Genomic DNA, 17,727 nt, shown 5'->3' with positions numbered 1-17,727 from the left:
GTACTTGAACTGGAGGGGACCATAGGCCTGCGGGCCAGCACCATGACTGAATCAGCTAACGGAAAGCGCCGGCTGAACACTGAGCGCACCGCAGGAGAATTTCCCCACACCCTTCCCGGCATCCGGACGGAGGTGGTTGTCTTTGATAACTCCGATCAGATGGTCCAGTCGCTCGGTAGCCACGATGAGGCGTTGCGTTTCATCGAAGATCAGTTTCCCGCCGTCAATTTCCATGTGCGGGGCAACGAACTGTCCATCAGCGGCCCGGCGGCCGATGTCCCCAGGATCATGCGGCTGCTACAGGAGGTCCGGGGCCTGGTAGCCCGTGGCACGGTGATCAGCCCCGCAGTGCTGCAGCAACTGGTGGCGCTGCTGCGGAGCCAGTCCCTGCAAAACCCGGTCGATGTCCTGACCCATGACATTCTTTCCAGCCGGGGCAGGACCATCCGGCCCAAAACGCTGAACCAGAAAAACTACGTAGACGCGATCGACGCCAACACGGTGATTTTCGGCATCGGTCCTGCCGGAACCGGCAAGACTTACCTCGCCATGGCGAAGGCCGTCCAGGCGCTTCAGCAGAAGGAAGTCAGCCGCATTATCCTCACCCGGCCGGCCGTCGAAGCGGGGGAGCGGCTTGGTTTCCTGCCCGGCACGCTCAGCGACAAAATCGACCCCTACCTCCGTCCCCTCTACGACGCGCTGCACGACATGATGGACCCGGAGTCCATCCCGCGGCTGATGGCCGCCGGCACCATCGAAGTGGCGCCCTTGGCCTATATGCGCGGACGTACGCTCAACGATGCCTTCATCATCCTTGACGAAGCGCAGAACACCACACCCGAACAGATGAAGATGTTCCTGACCAGGCTCGGCTTTGGTTCCAAAATGGTGGTGACCGGGGACGTCACCCAGGTGGACCTGCCGTTTGGGACGCGTTCCGGATTGCGGATCGTGGAGGAGATCCTGCGCGGTATCGAGGACATCAATTTCTCCGTCCTGGACGCGACGGACGTCGTACGCCATCGCCTTGTCGGTGACATTGTGCAGGCGTACAGCGTCTGGGACGATGTCCAACGGAACCGGGTGAAGCACTCGGTGAGCCGTGAAAAGCAGGGGGAGCGGGCATGAGCATTGAAGTGAACAACGAATCCGGTATCCAAGTGGACGAGGCGGAGCTGGTTGCACTGTCCAGGTACATCTTTGGCCAGCTTTATATCCACCCCCAGGCTGAACTGTCCATTCTCCTCGTGGATGAACCAGCGATGGAAAAACTTCATCTTGAATTGATGGACGAGCCCGGTTCCACAGACGTGCTCTCCGTCCCCATGGATGAACTGACCCCTGGAACTCCGGACCGGCCCACTCCGCAGGGAATGCTGGGTGACATTGCAGTCTGCCCGCAGGTTGCCAAAGTCCAGGCCAAAAATGCGGGCCACTCCCTCCAGGATGAGATGCTCCTGCTGACCACCCACGGTATCCTCCACCTCTTGGGGTACGACCACGCAGAGCCCGAAGAAAAAGCTGAAATGTTTGGGCTCCAGCGCGAACTGCTGTCCGGCTTCACCGGCAAAGAAGCTCCCGCCGAGACCACGCAGTGACGCCCCTGCTCCTTGTTGGCATGGCCCTGGCTTTCCTCAGCATTGCCGCCATCCTGACCGCGGCTGAGGCTGCGTTCAATTTCCTTCCACGGCACGACGCCGAAGAGGCTCTCCTCAGGAGCCGCGGAAACGCCATGAAAAGCATCATGGCCCACCCGGTGGCGCACATCCGCGCGCTGAGGTTTTGGCGGATCTGGTTCGAGATGGCCTCGGCAGTGGCCGTGGCCGTCCTGCTGCACAGCCTGCTGGACAACGTCTGGCTCGCCGGGCTGGCAGCCACGGGCATCATGGCCCTGCTCGGTTTCGTGATCGTTGGCGTCTCTCCCCGGCAACTCGGACGGCTCCATTCGGCAGCTGTCGTGAGGTTCACGGCCCCGCTGATCCGGTTCCTCACCTGGGTCCTTGGTCCCATTCCGGCATGGCTGGTGGCACTGGGCAGTGCTGCGGCGCCCGGTGCGCCCGGCGGGGACGAAGCATTCTTCAGCGAACAGGAATTCCGCGAACTTGTGGACCGGGCCAGTGAATCGGACATGATTGAGGACACCGAGGCGGAGATGATCCAGTCCGTCTTCGACTTTGGCGACACGCTGGTGCGCGCCGTCATGGTTCCCCGGACTGACATCCTCAGCATCGACGCCGGGTCCAGCCTCAGGCGGGCAATGTCCTTGTTCCTGCGCTCCGGCTATTCCAGGATTCCGGTGATCCAGGACAATACGGACCAGATCCTGGGAATCGTCTACCTGAAGGACGTCGCAGCCACTCTGCACGAATTGGCGCCGGACGAGGAACCACCGCCTGTCGAGTCCTTGGCCCGTGAGGTGCGGTACGTTCCGGAGTCCAAGCCGGTCAGCGACCTGCTTCGTGAGCTACAGAAAGAATCCACGCATGTGGCCATCGTCATCGATGAATACGGTGGCACGGCGGGCCTGGTCACGCTGGAAGATCTCATCGAGGAGATCGTCGGGGAAATCGTGGACGAATACGATACCGAAAGTGCCGAAGCCGTGGCACTGGATGATGGCTCCTACCGGGTCAGCTCCCGCATGAGCATCGATGACCTCGGCGAGCTTTTTGATATTGAACTCGACGACGACGAAGTGGACACCGTTGGCGGGCTGCTGGCGAAGGCCCTCGGCCGGGTGCCGATCGTGGGAAGCACCGTCGAGGTGGGCGGCATCTCGCTGCGCGCCGAACGGCTTGAAGGCCGCCGCAACCGCGTCAGCCACATCGTTGCGGCAGCCGTACCAAAAGTAGACACTGACCTTGAAGACCTCCTCGACGAGGCGGAAACAACCCAGCAGGGAGTTCCACGTGAGCAAGAAAAGTAAAGCCCCTTCCAATGAAGATTTCGGTGGCTTCCGCGCCGGCTTTTCGGTCCTGGTGGGGCGCCCGAACGCCGGCAAATCGACGCTGACCAACGCGTTGGTGGGCAAGAAGGTGGCCATCACCTCGGCCAAGCCCCAGACCACCCGGCACACGATCCGCGGGATCGTCCACCGTGACGACGCCCAGCTGATCCTGGTGGATACCCCCGGGCTGCACCGTCCCCGCACGCTGCTGGGTAAACGCCTTAACGATCTTGTGGCAGACACCCTGGCCGAGGTGGACGCCATCGGGTTCTGCCTCCCGGCCAACGAAAAGATCGGTCCCGGCGACAAGTACATCGCTGCCCAGCTGGCCGCAGTGGGCAACAAGCCGGTCATCGCCATCGTCACCAAAGCGGACCTGGTTGATCGCCAGGCGCTGACGGAACAGCTCCTCGCCGTCGCCGCCCTCGGCCGTGAGGTCTTCGGGGACGAAGGCTGGAAGGACATCGTTCCGGTCTCAGCCGCTGACGGTTTCCAGGTCGAAACTGTGGCCGATGTGCTCATCAGCCACATGCCGCCGTCGCCTCCGCTGTATCCCGGCGGCGAACTTACCGATGAGCCCGAAGCCGTAATGGTGGCTGAGCTGATTCGCGAGGCCGCCCTGGAGGGAGTTCGCGATGAGCTGCCCCACTCCCTGGCGGTGGTCGTGGACGAGATCGTACCCCGCGAAGGACGGGCAGAGGACAACCAACTGCTCGACGTGCGGGTGAACCTCTATGTGGAACGGCCCTCCCAGAAGGCAATCATTATCGGCAAGGGAGGCAGCAGGCTCCGCGAAGTGGGCACGAATGCCCGAAAGGGAATCGAGGCCCTGCTGGGCACCCGGATCTACCTTGATCTCCATGTGAAGGTAGCCAAGGACTGGCAGCGCGACCCCAAACAGCTGGTCAAGCTAGGCTTCTGAGAACGTCTTAGCCTGTGCCCCGACGGCGGCACCCGGCTTTTTCCCAGCCTGGACTACTAAAATGGGCCGGATTCAGATTTTAGAGGAAGGTACATCCTGTGGTGCGAGGCCGCGACAAGCGCGAGTACGGAGCTGATCTGTCAGCCGGATCAGGACCAGTTTCCCGTCACGCGGAAGATGCCGCGGTGGGCGCCGCCCGCCACCTTGGGCCCGAGCGCGGGATGCCGGTATGGCTGAAAGTAGCCACCGCGCTCGTCACCGTTGTGGTGGTAGGCGGCCTGGCTTTCGCCGGCTATTGGTACTTCCGCCTGCAGTCAAACATCTCCAAAGCACCGCTCACCGCAGGGGACGGCACCGCCCAGCCTGTCAGCGACTCCAACGACCGGATGCAAATCCTGATCCTCGGCTCTGACACCAGGGACGGCAAGAACTCCGAATACGGCACGGCCGAGGACTCCAGCGGGTATGGACAATCTGACGTGATGATGCTGATGGACATTTCCGCCGACAACAAGCGCGTCAATGTCATCAGTTTCCCCCGTGACCTGCTGGTGGACATTCCCCAGTGCAAGGACCAGAAGACGAACCAGGTCTACCCGGCCCGCAGCGGAGTCATGATCAATGAGGCCATGGCCCAAGCCGGCATAGGCTGTGCCGTTGACACCGTCAACAAGCTCACCGGGCTCGAAGTCGACCACTTCATGATGGCGGACTTCAACGCTGTCAAGGAACTCTCCAACACCGTGGGCGGTGTTGAAGTCTGTATTAGTGACGCCGTCTACGATCCGGATTCACGCCTCCGGCTCCCAAAGGGCACATCCTCTGTGGAAGGCGAAATGGCCCTCGCCTTCCTGCGCACCCGGCATGCCTTCGCCGACGGCGGGGACCTCGGGCGGATCAAGGCACAGCAGGGCTTCCTCTCCTCCCTGACCCGCAAGATCAAAGACGAAGGCACCCTGTCCGACCCCTCCAAGATGCTCCGCATCGCTGACGTGGTCACGCAGAACCTGACCGTGGACGAGGGACTGGCATCTGTGCCGTCACTGCTCACCATCGGGAACCGGCTCAAGGACATTGACATCAGCAAGGTCGCCTTCGTTGCCGTACCCACCACCACTGCGCGGCTGGACGTGAACCGGCTGGAGATCGCTGAGCCGGCAGGCGCCCAGTTGTTCTCGGCACTCCGCAAGGACGTGGACCTCACTGATCCCACGGCGCCCACCACGCCGTCGCCATCACCCACTGACCCGGCAACCGCTCCACCCACTGCGGCGCCCACGGAAACGACGACGCCGCTGCCGCCCTACGACAAAACACTCCAGCCCGTGACGGTGGCAAACGGCACCAGCGTTCCCGGGCGCGCGCAGGAGATTGTCCAGGCGTTGGTCTCAGGTGGCTTCGCCCAGACCGGACAACTCGAAGCCCAGGCAGTGGCACAGTCTGTGGTGTACTACGGACCTGGCTTCGAGGACGTGGCCACGGACGTGGCTGCGCTGCTTGGGATTCCTGCTGGACAGATCCTGCCCGCCCCCGCCCTGGTGGGTGTGGAGGTTTACCTTGGAACCGACTTCACCAGCGGCGCCAAGTACGGGGCCGTGGCCCTACCCGAGGACATCGTGAACCAGACTGCCGGCGACGCCGTCTGCCAACAGGCCAATCCGGAACTCATCGTCTCCGGCTGACGGGCACTTCAGAAGCAAGCAAAGGCGGGCCGCACTGATGTGCCGGCCCGCCTTTGCTGAGGGGTGGTTACCAGATACTGACGCGGTCCTTGGGCGACATCCACATGCCGTCCGCTTCGGTCACGCCAAAGGCATCATGGAAGGCATCCAAGTTCTTGGCGATGGCATTGGTCCGGAACTCGTTGGGGGAGTGGGGATCGGTGGCCAGCCTCCGGATGGCCTCCTCCGACCTGATGACTTGCCGCCACCCGGCAGCCCATGAGGCGAAGAAGCGCTGCTGTCCGGTCAGCCCGTCCAGGACTTCCGGTTCCTTGCCGTCAAGGCTGATGAGATAGGCCTTGTAGGCGATGGTCAAACCGCCGAGGTCGCCGATGTTTTCGCCAAGCGTCAGCCTGCCATTAACGTTGTGGCCCGGCGCGGCGTACGGGGACAATGCATCGTACTGGGCTACGAGCTTGGCCGTTAGCTCCTCAAACGCCTTCCGGTCCTCCTCTGTCCACCAGTTGCGCAGCGCGCCGCCGCCGTCGAACTGGGATCCCTGATCGTCAAAACCGTGGCCGATTTCGTGGCCGATGACAGCCCCGATGCCACCGTAATTGACGGCGTCATCGGCGTCCGCGGTAAAGAACGGCGGCTGGAGAATGGCTGCCGGGAAGACGATCTCGTTCAGCATCGGGTGGTAGTAGGCATTGACCGTCTGTGGGGTCATCAGCCACTTGTTCAGGTCCACGGGCTTGCCCACCTCATCCAGATGGCGGTCGACGTCGGCATTGTGGGCCCGCTCAATGTTCCCCAACAGGTCCTTCGGATCGATCTCCACCGCAGAGTAGTCAATCCACTTGTCCGGGTAGCCGATCTTCGCGCGGAACGCGGCGAGCTTCCGCAGCGCTTCGGCTTTGGTGTCCTCGCCCATCCAGTCAAGGCCCGTGATGCTTTGGCGGTAGGCCTCGATGAGGTTGGCCACCAGGGTCTGCATCCGTGCCTTGTGCGTCTCGGGGAAATGCCGGGAGACATAGATCTGGCCTACGGCTTCACCGAGGGCTGCCTCAACGACGCCGACACCCCGCTTCCAGCGGTCCTTGTTCCGTGGCGTGCCGCTGATGGTGGTTCCGTAGAACGCGAAGTTGGCATCCACGAAGACCTGTGAAAGATAGGGCGCGGCCGCACCGATAACCCGCATCGCGAGCCATTCCTGCCACACCGCGAGGGGCTCCGACTCGATCAGTCCGCTGGCCCCGGTAAAGAAGTCCGGTGTGCTGACAACAATTTCCTGCCGTTTGTCGGCATCGATTCCGGCGGCGTCGAACCAGGTCCCCAGCAGGGGGAACAGCCCGGCGGCCTCCTCGGCGGTCTTCAGGTTGTACGTCTTCTGCGGGTCGCGAAGGGTGACGTTGTCCCAGTGGTGCGAAGCCAGCCGGGTTTCCAGCGCCACCACCCGGGCGGCCGCGTCCCCGGGGTTGTCGATGCCCGCAAGGGTGAACATCGTGCGGACGTGCTCACTGTATGCCGAGACCATCGGCGCGAACTTCTCTTCGCGGTAGTAGGACTCATCCGGCAATCCGAGGCCGCCTTGGCCGGTGTACAGCAGGATTCGGTCCGGGTTCCCGGCATCCGGGGCGGGGTAGATGTAGAAAAGCCCTGAGACATCGGCGCGAAACAGCTTGCCGGCCAGTGCCACGAGCTCCGCCACCGTGCTGGTGGCGAACACCTGGGCCAGCCGGTCGCGGATAGGTTCCATGCCCTTTGCCTCCACCGTTGCTTCATCCATGAAGCTGTTGTAGAGGTCCCCGACCTTCCGTTCGATGCCGCTGGCTGTTTCGCCCTTGCCGGCGGCTTCCTCAATGATGTCCCGGACTGCGATCTCTGCTCCGTCCCGCAGGGCCGTGAATGTTCCTTCCAGTGGGCGGTCATCAGGAATTTCGGTGGACTTGAGCCAGGACCCGTTCACATGCTGGTACAGGTCATCCTGCGGCCGGACGCTGTGGTCAAAGTTGGACAGATCGATCCCCGAGATGGGCACGTAAGCTCCTTCGTGCGACGGTCCGTGCCGGTGCCGGCACTGGCGCAGCGTCTGCATGCTGGACGATAAGGACGGTGGTGCACTCTCATCTTACGCACGCGTGCTACCCTCAAAAGGTGCGCGCAGAGCTCCTTCTTCTTATCTGCCGCGGCGAGGCCTCAGACGCGATCTAGCGCAAGGCCCATCCTCGTCGCGGAGTTTGTGTTGCCCGGCCACCTTTCAGATAAGAACCATAGAAAAGGCCCCGATAGTAATGCGAAACGCACAGAAGCCCTCTGGAATGCCCGCCCACCGGTACCGCCCGTTCCACGAACAGATCACGGTTGAACTGCCGGACCGCACGTGGCCGGACAAAATCATCACCAAGGCTCCGCGCTGGTGCGCAGTGGACCTGCGCGACGGCAACCAGGCCCTGATTGACCCGATGAGCCCCGCCCGCAAAATGAAGATGTTCGACCTGCTGGTCCGCATGGGCTACAAGGAGATCGAAGTCGGGTTCCCGTCAGCGTCCCAGACCGACTTTGACTTCGTCCGCCAGCTCATCGAGGGCAACCACATCCCCGACGACGTCACGATCCAGGTCCTGACCCAGGCCCGTGAACACCTGATTGAGCGGACGTACGAGTCCCTGGTAGGCGCCAAGCAGGCCATCGTCCACCTCTACAACTCCACGTCCGTCCTGCAGCGCCGCGTGGTGTTCAACCAGGATGAAGACGGAATCCTGGACATCGCACTCCAGGGCGCCCGGTTGTGCAAGAAGTACGAGGAAACGCTCGTCGATACGCACGTGACGTACGAATACTCCCCGGAATCGTTCACCGGCACGGAACTGGAGTATGCGGTCCGTGTGTGCAACGCCGTCGCCGATGTTTTTGAAGCCTCCGCAGACAGCCAGGTCATCATTAACCTGCCGGCCACGGTCGAAATGGCCACCCCTAATGTCTACGCCGATTCCATCGAATGGATGAGCCGGCACCTGCACCCACGCGAGGGCATCATCCTGTCCCTGCACCCGCACAACGACCGCGGCACCGGCGTCGCTGCCGCTGAGCTGGGCTACATGGCCGGTGCTGACAGGATTGAAGGCTGCCTCTTCGGCAACGGCGAACGGACCGGCAACGTCGACCTGGTGACGCTGGGGCTGAACCTCTTCGTCCAGGGCATTGACCCGATGATCGACTTCTCGGACATCGACGACGTCCGGCGCACCGTGGAGTACTGCAACCAGCTGCCCGTGGCCGAACGTTCCCCGTACGGCGGGGACCTGGTCTTCACGGCGTTCTCAGGCTCGCACCAGGACGCCATCAAGAAGGGCTTCGAAGCGCTGGAGCGCGACGCTGCCGCCGCAGGCAAGGACGTAGCCGACTTCACGTGGCAGGTCCCGTACCTGCCGGTGGATCCCAAGGACCTGGGCCGCAGCTACGAAGCCGTCATCAGGGTCAACTCCCAGTCCGGCAAAGGCGGCGTGGCCTACTTGCTCAAGAACGAGCACAGCCTGGACCTGCCGCGCCGCGCCCAGATCGAATTCTCCGGAGTGATCCAGAAGCGCACCGACACCGTGGGGGGCGAGGTCAGCGGAGCCCAGCTGTGGCAGGTCTTCCAGGACGAATACCTGCCTGCGAGTGAATCCGAAGGGCAGTGGGGGCGCTATTCCCTTGGCACTGTCCGCACCGAAACTGACGAGAACGGCGGCATGACGCTGCACGCGTCCCTCGGCATCGACGGCAGCCAGGTCAGCCGGACCGGGACCGGCAACGGCCCCATCGCCGCGCTGCTGGACATCCTCGGCCAGGATGGCGTTGACGTCAGGGTCCTCGACTACAGCGAGCACGCCTTGTCCGAAGGCGGCAACGCCATGGCCGCAGCCTACGTCGAATGCGCAGTGGGGGAGCGGGTCCTGTGGGGAATCGGCATCGATGCCAACACCAGCATGTCCTCTCTCAAGGCAGTCATCTCCGCCGTCAACCGCGCCATCAGGGACGCCCGCGCCTGACCCGGAACGCGTTGCGCGCCGGCACCCGGCGCGCAACGCCTGCCCGTCCCAATGGGCCGCATTCCGCCAGACAATGGGAAGATTAAGCGTGGTCCAACAATCCTTCGCTGCCCGGTCCTACCGGGATGACGCCGTGGTGCTCCGCACCCACAAGCTGGGCGAGGCCGACCGCATCATCACGCTGCTGACCAAGCACCACGGGCAGATCCGGGCCGTCGCCAAAGGTGTGCGACGGACCAGCAGCCGTTTCGGCGCCAGACTTGAACCGTTCATGGTGGCCGACCTCCAGCTCGTGTCCGGGAAAACGCTGGACATCGTCACCCAGGCCATCGCCAAGGGCGCCTACGGCGGAAATATCGCCGCGGACTATGGCCGCTACACGGTGGCCGCGGCCATGACGGAAACCGCCGAAAAGCTTACCGACGTCGACGGCGAAGCGGGAACGGCCCAGTACAACCTGCTCGTAGGGGCGCTGGCATCGCTGAGCCGGGATGAACACTCCGCCGGGCTAATTCTGGATTCCTACCTCCTGCGGGCTCTAGCCACCGGCGGCTGGGCTCCCAGCTTTACGGATTGTGCCCGCTGCGGCACCCCTGGACCGCACACGGCGTTTTCGGCCCCCGTAGGCGGGATGGTGTGCGGCAACTGCCGCCCGCCCGGCTCTCCGGCGCCGGCAGCGGAAACCGTTGTCCTGCTGGGTGCCCTGCTGACAGGGGATTGGCCGACGGCGGATGGATCGCTGCCCGCTCATCGACGGGAAGCTGCCGGACTGGTAGCGGCCTACCTGCAATGGCACTTGGAACGTGTCGTGAAATCACTCAAACATGTGGAGCGTAGCTGACTGTGGCCTTGGGAAGAAAGAACAGCCCGTCCCGAAAGCGGACCACCCCCGTGGTAGCACCGTACCCGCACCCCTCAGGTGCGGTGGCGCCGTCGATTCCTGCCGAATTCATTCCCCGGCACGTGGCCATCGTGATGGACGGCAACGGCCGCTGGGCCAACCAGCGCGGACTGCCCCGGATTGAGGGGCACAAGGCGGGGGAGCCAGCGTTGCTGGATGTCATGGCAGGTGCCATCGAACTCGGCATCGAGTATGTGAGTGTCTACGCCTTCTCCACCGAGAACTGGCGCCGCTCGCCCGAAGAGGTCCGGTTCCTGATGGGTTTTAACAAGGATGTGCTACGACGCCAGCGGAACCAGTTGGACGCGTGGGGCGTGCGGGTCCGCTGGTCGGGACGCCGGCCCAGGCTGTGGGGTTCGGTCATTCGGGAGCTGGAAGAGGCGGAGGAATACACCGCCGGCAACAGCACGTGCACGTTGAACATGTGTGTTAATTACGGCGGACGCGCCGAGATCACCGATGCCGTATCGGCGATTGCCGCCGAGGTGGCGGCGGGACGGCTCAAGCCTGGCGCCATCACCGAGAAGACGATCCAGAAGTATCTCGACGAACCGGACCTGCCGGACGTGGACTTGTTCCTGCGGAGTTCGGGGGAGCAACGGTTGTCCAACTTCCTGCTGTGGCAGTCAGCGTACGCCGAGTTTGTCTTTATGGACACGCTGTGGCCTGATGTGGACCGGCGGACCCTCTGGGACGCCGTCGAAATTTACGCCCAGCGGGACCGGCGCTACGGTGGTGCGGTGGATGCCGCGTTGCCGGGCAGCGCTGCAAAGGGTCAGCCCGGGTAGGAATCCCGAGCGGTGTCATTGGAGCTTGCCCCGGCGTAACCGCGCAACCATCGCTCCAGCCGGGCGTACGCATCGGCGCGGACCCGGGCCGGCGAGAGGAAGACATCGTGCAGGGCGCCGTCGATCCGTTCCACCGTTACTGTGCGCCCCAACGTCAATGCCCGCAGGGCAATGATGTTAACGTCGAGGACGGCGTCTGTGCGCCGCATTTCTTCGGTCCAGAAGGGCCCATTCGCGCTTCCTCCCGAAAGGAGGACAAGGATGGGGATCTCAATGCCCAGGCCCCGTGCCACCCTCGCGTGCCCGGCAAGGACGGCGCTTAGCCAACCCGCACGCAACGGGAATGCCATCGGCGGCCGGTATCGGTCGTCCAGGGCCCACTCGCCTTCAGCCGAACTGCTGATGGTGCGCCAGTAGAAGCCCCGTTCGGGAAGGCGCAATATGGCCTCGGGCCGGAAGCGGGCCATGGGTCCAACCATGGTGGAGGCGGCACGGCGGACCAACGAATTGCCATGCATTTCCAGCCATGGGCTGTTCAGGATCAGATGCGAGGCGGCCCCAGGGTGGTCGCTCACCCACAGCGCGGCAACCAGTCCACCGGTGGAATGCCCCATCATGGTGAGCTCCGGCTCCGGCCCATCGCCGCTGATGATGCCGATTGCCTTGCTGATCTCCGCGTCGTAGTCCGCGAGGTTTGCCACATAGCCGCCGGGGGCATCCGGGCGCAGGCTCCGGCCATGGTTGTGCATGTCCAGGGCAAAGAATTCGTAGCCTCGCTCTGTCCAGAACCGGGCGAGGTCCACATTGAAAAAGTAGTCACTCCAGCCGTGCAGGAAGAGCACTGCCCGACGGCGGCTGGAAGCCTTTGTGACCGGTGCACCAGCCGGGCGGTGCCTCACGAGCGTCGCGGTGCGCGCCACACCGTCATCACCGGCCGCCTCGAAGCTGCACGCTTCAAAGTCGTCACCAAGGATATCCGGGTGCCAGATCATGGAATTATGCTAGTCCGCGTCCCTACTCATGAGTAGCCGCTTGCTCCGACACCCAGCCGGCGTATTGGCCGATATTGGGGTTCCGGTTTGGTCTGTGCCGTCGCAGACGGAAAACTAGAGGCATGCGCGTATATCCCACATTCTTTAAGCTGGCCTTTTCATGGATGGACGCCGAACGCGCCCACAAGATCGGATTCAAGGGCATCAGGCTTGCGCATTCCTCCGGTGCCGGCAGGATCCTGCAGAAGTTCACTGCACCGTCGCCGTCACTGCAGACCACGGCCTTCGGGATTACCTTCCCCTCGCCGTTTGGCCTCGCGGCGGGCTTTGACAAGGAAGGCCACGGAATAGAGGCTCTCACCGAACTGGGCTTTGGGCATGTGGAAGTAGGAACCATCACCGGCCAGGCGCAGCCGGGCAATCCGAAGCCCCGCCTTTTCAGGTTGGTCCAGGACCGGGCGGTCATCAACAGAATGGGCTTCAATAACGACGGCGCTGCCACCGTTGAGCCGCGGCTGAAGGCTGCGCGTGCCGCGCTTCAGCGCAGGCACCCCGGCGTCCGTCCCGTCATCGGCGTAAATATCGGCAAGAGCAAGGTCGTTGAACTCGAGGACGCCGTCGCGGACTATCTGGTCAGTGCCCGGAGCCTCGCGCCCGCTGCCGACTATTTGGTAGTCAACGTCAGTTCGCCCAATACCCCCGGGCTGCGGCTGCTGCAGGACGTTGAGAGCCTTCGCCCGCTGCTGACAGCGGTGGGGGAGGAAGCTGACCGGGCTGCGGGCCGGCACGTTCCCTTGCTGGTCAAAATTGCGCCTGACCTCAGCGACGAAGATATCGACGACGTCGCACGCCTGGCGCTTGACCTTGGGCTGGACGGCATCATTGCCACTAACACCACCATCGGACGCTCCGGGCTTAGCTCGCCGCCCGAGAGTGTTGAAAAATGCGGTGCCGGTGGCCTGTCCGGCGCCCCACTTAAGCAGCGTTCGCTCGAGGTGCTTCGCCGGCTGAGGGACGCCACAGGAGGTGCCCTCACGCTGGTGGCCGTTGGCGGCGTCGAGAATGCCCAGGATGTCCAGGACCGCCTGGATGCCGGTGCCACACTCGTCCAGGGCTACACAGCCTTCCTTTATGAAGGGCCCTTCTGGGCGGCACGGATCAACCGGCAGCTCGCCAAGAACCGCCGGGCCTGAGGCTCCGCAGAGACAAAAAACCCCGGCGGTATCACCGCCGGGGTTTTCCGTAGCTCAGGGCCGACGCGTGTGCACCGGCCGGAAAGTTCAGGAGGGGTATTCGCCGCGCTTGACGAGCGGCTTGGGCAAACGCAGTTTGCGGAATTGCAGCGACCGCATGGAGCCGTACCAGACAACGCCCCGCTCCACCTCGCCGAATTTCGCGGCCAGCCGCTTACGGAGCTTGCGGGACAGGATAAAGACGTCCACGAAAACGGCCAGGAACATCACCCAGAAACCGCCCAGGACGTAAATCATCTGATCACTGGTGGACGGCACCAGCAGCGAAATGATGACAAAAACCAGTGCGCCGAACATCAAGTACTCGCCCAGGCTGAAGCGGGCATCGACGTAGTCGCGGGCGAAGCGCTTCTGCGGGCCCTTGTCCCGCAGCGGCAGGAACCTTTCGTCACCAGTGTCCAGTGCCTGCCTCATCTTCATTCGCTGGTCCTGGACTGCCTGGCGCTCAGCCGCCTTGGAGGCCTTGCGGTCCTCCGGCACCAGCGGGCGTTTGCGGGCTGCTTCCTGCGCTTTGCGCTTGGGAGTGGGCACACCTTTGCCTGCCGCGGCGTCCTGCCGGGCGGCTGCTTCCGCGGCCTGCTGGTCTATGATTTCCTGCGCCGAGGGCGCTTCCTTTTTACGTCCGAACACCCCAACAGAATACCCTGCGGCGGCGTGCCTCCGGCCCCGTGACGGCGGGGGTCCGGCGTCACGCGCGGGCAGTCCCATATCTTTGTGCCCGCCGTCGCCGAAAGTGCCTAACAGCTTCGGGTTGTGGTGTGGCCCACGCTGTGCCCGGCGCAGGTAGGGTTTTGCCATGACTTCTCCCACAGCGGCGACCCCGCACAACTCCGGCAGTCCTGCAGGCAGCATCCACGCCGAGGAACTCCGCCGTTCTATCGACCAGGCATTTGGGGCCACCGTGGCCCAACTTAAGGAACTGGTGTCCATCCCCGGCATCGCCTGGCCAAGTTTCGATCCCGAACCCCTGGACCGCAGCGCCCAGGCCGTGGCGGATCTGTTGACGCGGTCGGGCGTGGAAGACGTCCGGATCCTCCGGTGCGACAAGGAAGACGGCACTCCGGGCGGGCCCGCTGTCGTCGCCCGCCGCGAGGCCTCGAACGGCAAGCCGACCATCCTCCTGTACGCCCACCATGACGTTCAGCCACCTGGAGATCCGGCGTTGTGGGAGACGGAGCCGTTTGCCGCCGTCGAAAAGGACGGCAGGCTCTATGGCCGGGGCGCTGCCGACGACAAAGCGGGAATCATGGCGCACGTGGCGGCCTACTCGGCCGTCTCCAAAGTCCTCGCGGACGATCTGGGCTTGGGCGTGACGTTCTTTTTCGAGGGCGAAGAGGAGGCTGGATCGCCCACCTTCCGGTCCTTCCTCGAAGCCCACCGGGAACTGCTTCGCGCCGACGTGATCGTGGTGGCTGACTCAAGCAACTGGAAAGTGGGCGTTCCTGCCCTGACCACCAGCCTGCGCGGACTGGTGGACGGCACCATCGAAGTCCAGGTGCTGGAGCACGCAGTGCACTCGGGGATGTTCGGCGGCCCAGTCCTGGACGCTCCTACGCTGCTGGCACGCCTCATTGCCACCTTCCACGATGAAGAGGGCAACGTGGCCATCGACGGCCTGGTGTCCCGTGACGACGTGGCCGTGGACCTCACGGAAGCCGAATACCGGGCGGACGCCTCGGTGCTTGAGGGTGTCAAATTGGCGGGCTCCGGCAGCATCGCCTCGCGGCTGTGGACCAAGCCTGCGCTGTCCATCATCGGCTTTGATGCCCCGGCCGTGGATATGGCATCGAATACGCTGTTGCCGCGAGCAAGGGCTAAGTTCAGCCTCCGGATCGCGCCGGGGCAGGTTCCCGCCGACGCGATGGACGCCGTGCGTCGGCACGTCGAGGCCAACGTGCCGTTTGGCGCGAAGGTCGTGTTTACTCCGGGGGAGAGCGGTAATTCGTTCCTGACAGACACGTCCTCGAAAGCAGCCTCCCTGGCACTCTGGGCACTGCGCGAAGCCTGGGGTGTGCCTGCCGTGGAAATGGGAATCGGTGGTTCCATCCCGTTCATCGCAGACCTGACCGAGCTGTACCCGGCCGTGCAGATCCTCGTCACCGGCGTGGAGGACCCTGATTCCAGGGCGCACAGCGCCAACGAATCCCTCCACCTGGAGGATTTCCGGAATGCCATCGTGGCGGAGGCGCTGCTGCTTGCCCGCCTGAATGCCGACGGGCTGGACTGAACTTTCGACGGCGGCCGAGGAGTCCACCGCCGCCGTCGGGGGTGCGAGCCACGCCCAGGGAACAACAATCAGCCTTCCACGGTTACGTCAGGAGTTAGAGCTATACGTCTGACCGACGTAGCATGTAGCTATAGCCCATACCGTTTCCGTAGGGGCAGGCACCGCTGATGCGGGGCCGCCGAGGACCGTCCTAAGAAGGTAGGCCAATGAGCACCGCAACCAATGAGAACAGCACCGAAACCACCAGCGCTGCCAGCGATGAACTGGCCGCCCACGAGGTCAAGCTGACTGACGTCGCCGCAGGCAAGGTACGCAGCCTCCTCGAACAGGAAGGCCGGACCGATCTCCGCCTCCGCGTCGCTGTCCAGCCGGGCGGCTGCTCCGGACTCATTTACCAGCTTTACTTTGACGAGCGCCTGCTCGATGGCGACGCCGTCCGCGACTACGACGGCGTTGAAGTCGTCGTCGACAAGATGAGCGTGCCCTACCTCAGCGGGGCCAGCATTGACTTTGAGGACACCATTTCGAAGCAGGGCTTCACCATCGACAACCCCAACGCCGGCGGCTCCTGCGCCTGCGGGGATTCGTTCCACTGACCCGGACTTTTCGCCCGATGGCGGCACCTCGTGCGGCCGTGCCCGAAACGGCACGGCCGCACTGTGCCGACATGTGGGCGAAACGCCCGGCGGAGCGGTAAGCTCTACACCGAGTAGTAAAACTTTTAGTGTGCCCGGGCAGCCAACGTTGCCGGGTAACAGCAACAAGTAGGAAGGGCCGTCTGTGAGTTCGCAGAACCGAACCGGCAGCCGACGCAAAACGATCACTTCGATCTCAGGCTTGGCACTTGCCGGCGCGTTGGTTTTGACTGGATGTTCGCCAGAGGTAGAGAAGGGGTGGCTGCCCACCGAGCGTGGCACCACCAATCACACTGACCGGATCATGGACCTCTGGGTCAACTCATGGATCGCCGCACTTGTTGTAGGCATCATTACTTGGGGTTTGATCGTCTGGTGCCTGGTTGCCTACCGCCGCCGCAAGGGGACCAAGGGCTTCCCGAAGCAGATCAGCTTCAACCTGCCGCTTGAGGTCTTCTACCTGACCATCCCGCTGTTCATGGTCCTGGTGTTCTTCTACTTCACCGACCGCGACCAGCAGGCCATCGATGACCGCTCACAGCCCGCCGACGTCGTTGTGGACGTCCGCGGCAAGCAGTGGGCCTGGGACTTCAACTACAAGGCCGGCGACGTCGTCGAAGACGACGTCCATGAGGCCGGGGTGCAGGCACACCTCACCGGCGACACCATCGATAAAGAGAAGCTCCCCACGCTGTACCTGCCCGTTGGCAAGTCCGTGGACCTGGAACTGAACTCCCGCGATGTCATCCACTCGTTCTGGGTTCCCGCCTTCCTGCAGAAGCGCGACATGATCCCGGGCAAGACCAACTACATCAGGTTCACCCCCACCAAAGAGGGCACGTACGACGGCAAGTGCGCCGAACTCTGTGGCGAGTACCACTCCGAAATGCTGTTCCGCGTGAAGGTAGTGTCCGAGGCCGAATTCGCGGCCCACATGGACGAACTGCGCGATGCTGGCAACACGGGTCTCCTCGGCGAAGAGTACGACCGCAACCCGAACCTGAACGAAATTAAGTAAGGGGAGCGACGTGGCTACATACACTCAATCCGCACCCACCGGAGTGCTCACCGCTCCCGTGGTTCCTAAATCCAAGGGACGCATCGTCGTCAACTGGATCACTTCCACAGACCACAAGACCATCGGGTACATGTACCTGATCGCCTCTTTCGTGTTCTTCTGCCTCGGCGGCGTCATGGCCCTGCTGATCCGGGCCGAGCTGTTCGAGCCCGGCATGCAGATCCTGCAGACCAAGGAGCAGTACAACCAGCTGTTCACGATGCACGGCACCGTGATGCTGCTGATGTTCGCCACCCCGCTGTTCGCCGGCTTCGCCAACGTCATCATGCCCCTGCAGATTGGTGCACCT

At 63.4% G+C, this 17,727-nt stretch carries 16 protein-coding genes; 13 read left to right on the top strand and 3 right to left on the bottom strand.

The genetic code is table 11. The annotated features are described in order from the left end of the window. The first annotated feature begins 42 nt into the window (after window positions 1-42). From V9L18_RS18135 to V9L18_RS18115, 5 genes are all read left to right on the top strand, one after another. A complete protein-coding gene (locus V9L18_RS18135; RefSeq protein ID WP_337348549.1) occupies window positions 43-1,128 on the top strand; it encodes a PhoH family protein in 1,086 nt (361 codons plus the stop codon). Beyond that, window positions 1,125-1,598: an rRNA maturation RNase YbeY gene (gene ybeY / locus V9L18_RS18130; protein ID WP_337348548.1), complete on the top strand. Its 474-nt coding sequence runs from the start codon at window positions 1,125-1,127 to the stop codon at window positions 1,596-1,598. The genes V9L18_RS18135 and ybeY overlap by 4 nt, the downstream gene beginning before the upstream one ends. Beyond that, entirely contained in the window at window positions 1,595-2,926 is a 1,332-nt protein-coding gene (locus tag V9L18_RS18125) for a hemolysin family protein (RefSeq protein ID WP_337348547.1), read from the top strand. Before ybeY ends, V9L18_RS18125 begins: the two co-directional genes overlap by 4 nt. Continuing rightward, a complete protein-coding gene (era, locus tag V9L18_RS18120; RefSeq protein WP_337348546.1) occupies window positions 2,910-3,869 on the top strand; it encodes a GTPase Era in 960 nt (319 codons plus the stop codon). Before V9L18_RS18125 ends, era begins: the two co-directional genes overlap by 17 nt. A 98-nt stretch (window positions 3,870-3,967) precedes the next feature. Then, on the top strand, window positions 3,968-5,551 hold the full coding sequence (locus tag V9L18_RS18115) for an LCP family protein (protein WP_443197971.1): 1,584 nt from the start codon (window positions 3,968-3,970) through the stop codon (window positions 5,549-5,551). A 67-nt stretch (window positions 5,552-5,618) separates the two neighbouring features. On the opposite strand, the gene V9L18_RS18110 is transcribed toward V9L18_RS18115, so the two are convergent. Further along, window positions 5,619-7,571: a M13 family metallopeptidase gene (locus V9L18_RS18110; RefSeq protein WP_337348545.1), complete on the bottom strand. Its 1,953-nt coding sequence runs from the start codon at window positions 7,569-7,571 to the stop codon at window positions 5,619-5,621. A 253-nt stretch (window positions 7,572-7,824) separates the two neighbouring features. Between V9L18_RS18110 and leuA the strand changes: the two genes are divergently transcribed. The 3 genes from leuA to V9L18_RS18095 all read left to right on the top strand — a co-directional run bounded on the left by leuA (window position 7,825) and on the right by V9L18_RS18095 (window position 11,253). Then, window positions 7,825-9,564: a 2-isopropylmalate synthase gene (gene leuA, locus V9L18_RS18105; RefSeq protein WP_337348544.1), complete on the top strand. Its 1,740-nt coding sequence runs from the start codon at window positions 7,825-7,827 to the stop codon at window positions 9,562-9,564. A gap of 88 nt (window positions 9,565-9,652) precedes the next feature. Next, window positions 9,653-10,405, top strand: coding sequence for a DNA repair protein RecO (recO, locus tag V9L18_RS18100; protein ID WP_337348543.1), 753 nt, complete (start codon window positions 9,653-9,655; stop codon window positions 10,403-10,405). A 2-nt stretch (window positions 10,406-10,407) separates the two neighbouring features. Further along, the gene (locus V9L18_RS18095) at window positions 10,408-11,253 is read left to right on the top strand and encodes an isoprenyl transferase (RefSeq protein WP_337348542.1); all 846 of its coding nucleotides are present in this window, start codon (window positions 10,408-10,410) and stop codon (window positions 11,251-11,253) included. Here the strand turns inward: V9L18_RS18095 and V9L18_RS18090 are convergent. Then, the gene (locus V9L18_RS18090) at window positions 11,241-12,245 is read right to left on the bottom strand and encodes an alpha/beta hydrolase (protein ID WP_337348541.1); all 1,005 of its coding nucleotides are present in this window, start codon (window positions 12,243-12,245) and stop codon (window positions 11,241-11,243) included. The two genes, V9L18_RS18095 and V9L18_RS18090, sit on opposite strands and share 13 nt — an antisense overlap. Window positions 12,246-12,367: 122 nt before the next feature. On the opposite strand from V9L18_RS18090, the gene V9L18_RS18085 reads away from it, so the two are divergent. After that, the gene (locus V9L18_RS18085) at window positions 12,368-13,438 is read left to right on the top strand and encodes a quinone-dependent dihydroorotate dehydrogenase (RefSeq protein ID WP_337348540.1); all 1,071 of its coding nucleotides are present in this window, start codon (window positions 12,368-12,370) and stop codon (window positions 13,436-13,438) included. Window positions 13,439-13,525: 87 nt separating this feature from the next. On the opposite strand, the gene V9L18_RS18080 is transcribed toward V9L18_RS18085, so the two are convergent. After that, window positions 13,526-14,128, bottom strand: a complete 603-nt coding sequence (locus tag V9L18_RS18080; protein ID WP_337348622.1) for a DUF3043 domain-containing protein — start codon at window positions 14,126-14,128, stop codon at window positions 13,526-13,528. Between the two features lie 166 nt (window positions 14,129-14,294). On the opposite strand from V9L18_RS18080, the gene V9L18_RS18075 reads away from it, so the two are divergent. The 4 genes from V9L18_RS18075 to V9L18_RS18060 form a co-directional block, all read left to right on the top strand. After that, entirely contained in the window at window positions 14,295-15,725 is a 1,431-nt protein-coding gene (locus V9L18_RS18075) for a dipeptidase (RefSeq protein WP_337348539.1), read from the top strand. A gap of 206 nt (window positions 15,726-15,931) precedes the next feature. Then, a complete protein-coding gene (locus tag V9L18_RS18070) occupies window positions 15,932-16,321 on the top strand; it encodes a HesB/IscA family protein (protein ID WP_066291471.1) in 390 nt (129 codons plus the stop codon). A gap of 184 nt (window positions 16,322-16,505) precedes the next feature. Further along, window positions 16,506-17,378, top strand: coding sequence for an aa3-type cytochrome oxidase subunit II (ctaC, locus tag V9L18_RS18065; RefSeq protein WP_337348538.1), 873 nt, complete (start codon window positions 16,506-16,508; stop codon window positions 17,376-17,378). Between the two features lie 10 nt (window positions 17,379-17,388). Beyond that, a partial coding sequence (locus V9L18_RS18060) for a cbb3-type cytochrome c oxidase subunit I (RefSeq protein WP_337348537.1) occupies window positions 17,389-17,727 on the top strand: 339 nt, incomplete at its 3' end.

The organism is Pseudarthrobacter sp. CCNWLW217 (assembly GCF_037203985.1).
Taxonomy (GTDB): Bacteria; Actinomycetota; Actinomycetes; order Actinomycetales; family Micrococcaceae; genus Arthrobacter.
This window is presented reverse-complemented; position numbering and strand designations above follow the sequence as displayed.

Bases quoted from the DNA above. Each gene is read 5' to 3' on its own strand.
- V9L18_RS18135 (WP_337348549.1), top strand. From the start codon at position 43: ATGACTGAATCAGCTAACGGAAAGCGCCGGCTGAACACTGAGCGCACC.
- ybeY (WP_337348548.1), top strand. From the start codon at position 1,125: ATGAGCATTGAAGTGAACAACGAATCCGGTATCCAAGTGGACGAGGCG.
- leuA (WP_337348544.1), top strand. From the start codon at position 7,825: ATGCGAAACGCACAGAAGCCCTCTGGAATGCCCGCCCACCGGTACCGC.
- V9L18_RS18090 (WP_337348541.1), bottom strand. From the start codon at position 12,245: ATGATCTGGCACCCGGATATCCTTGGTGACGACTTTGAAGCGTGCAGC.
- V9L18_RS18085 (WP_337348540.1), top strand. From the start codon at position 12,368: ATGCGCGTATATCCCACATTCTTTAAGCTGGCCTTTTCATGGATGGAC.
- V9L18_RS18075 (WP_337348539.1), top strand. From the start codon at position 14,295: ATGACTTCTCCCACAGCGGCGACCCCGCACAACTCCGGCAGTCCTGCA.
- V9L18_RS18070 (WP_066291471.1), top strand. From the start codon at position 15,932: ATGAGCACCGCAACCAATGAGAACAGCACCGAAACCACCAGCGCTGCC.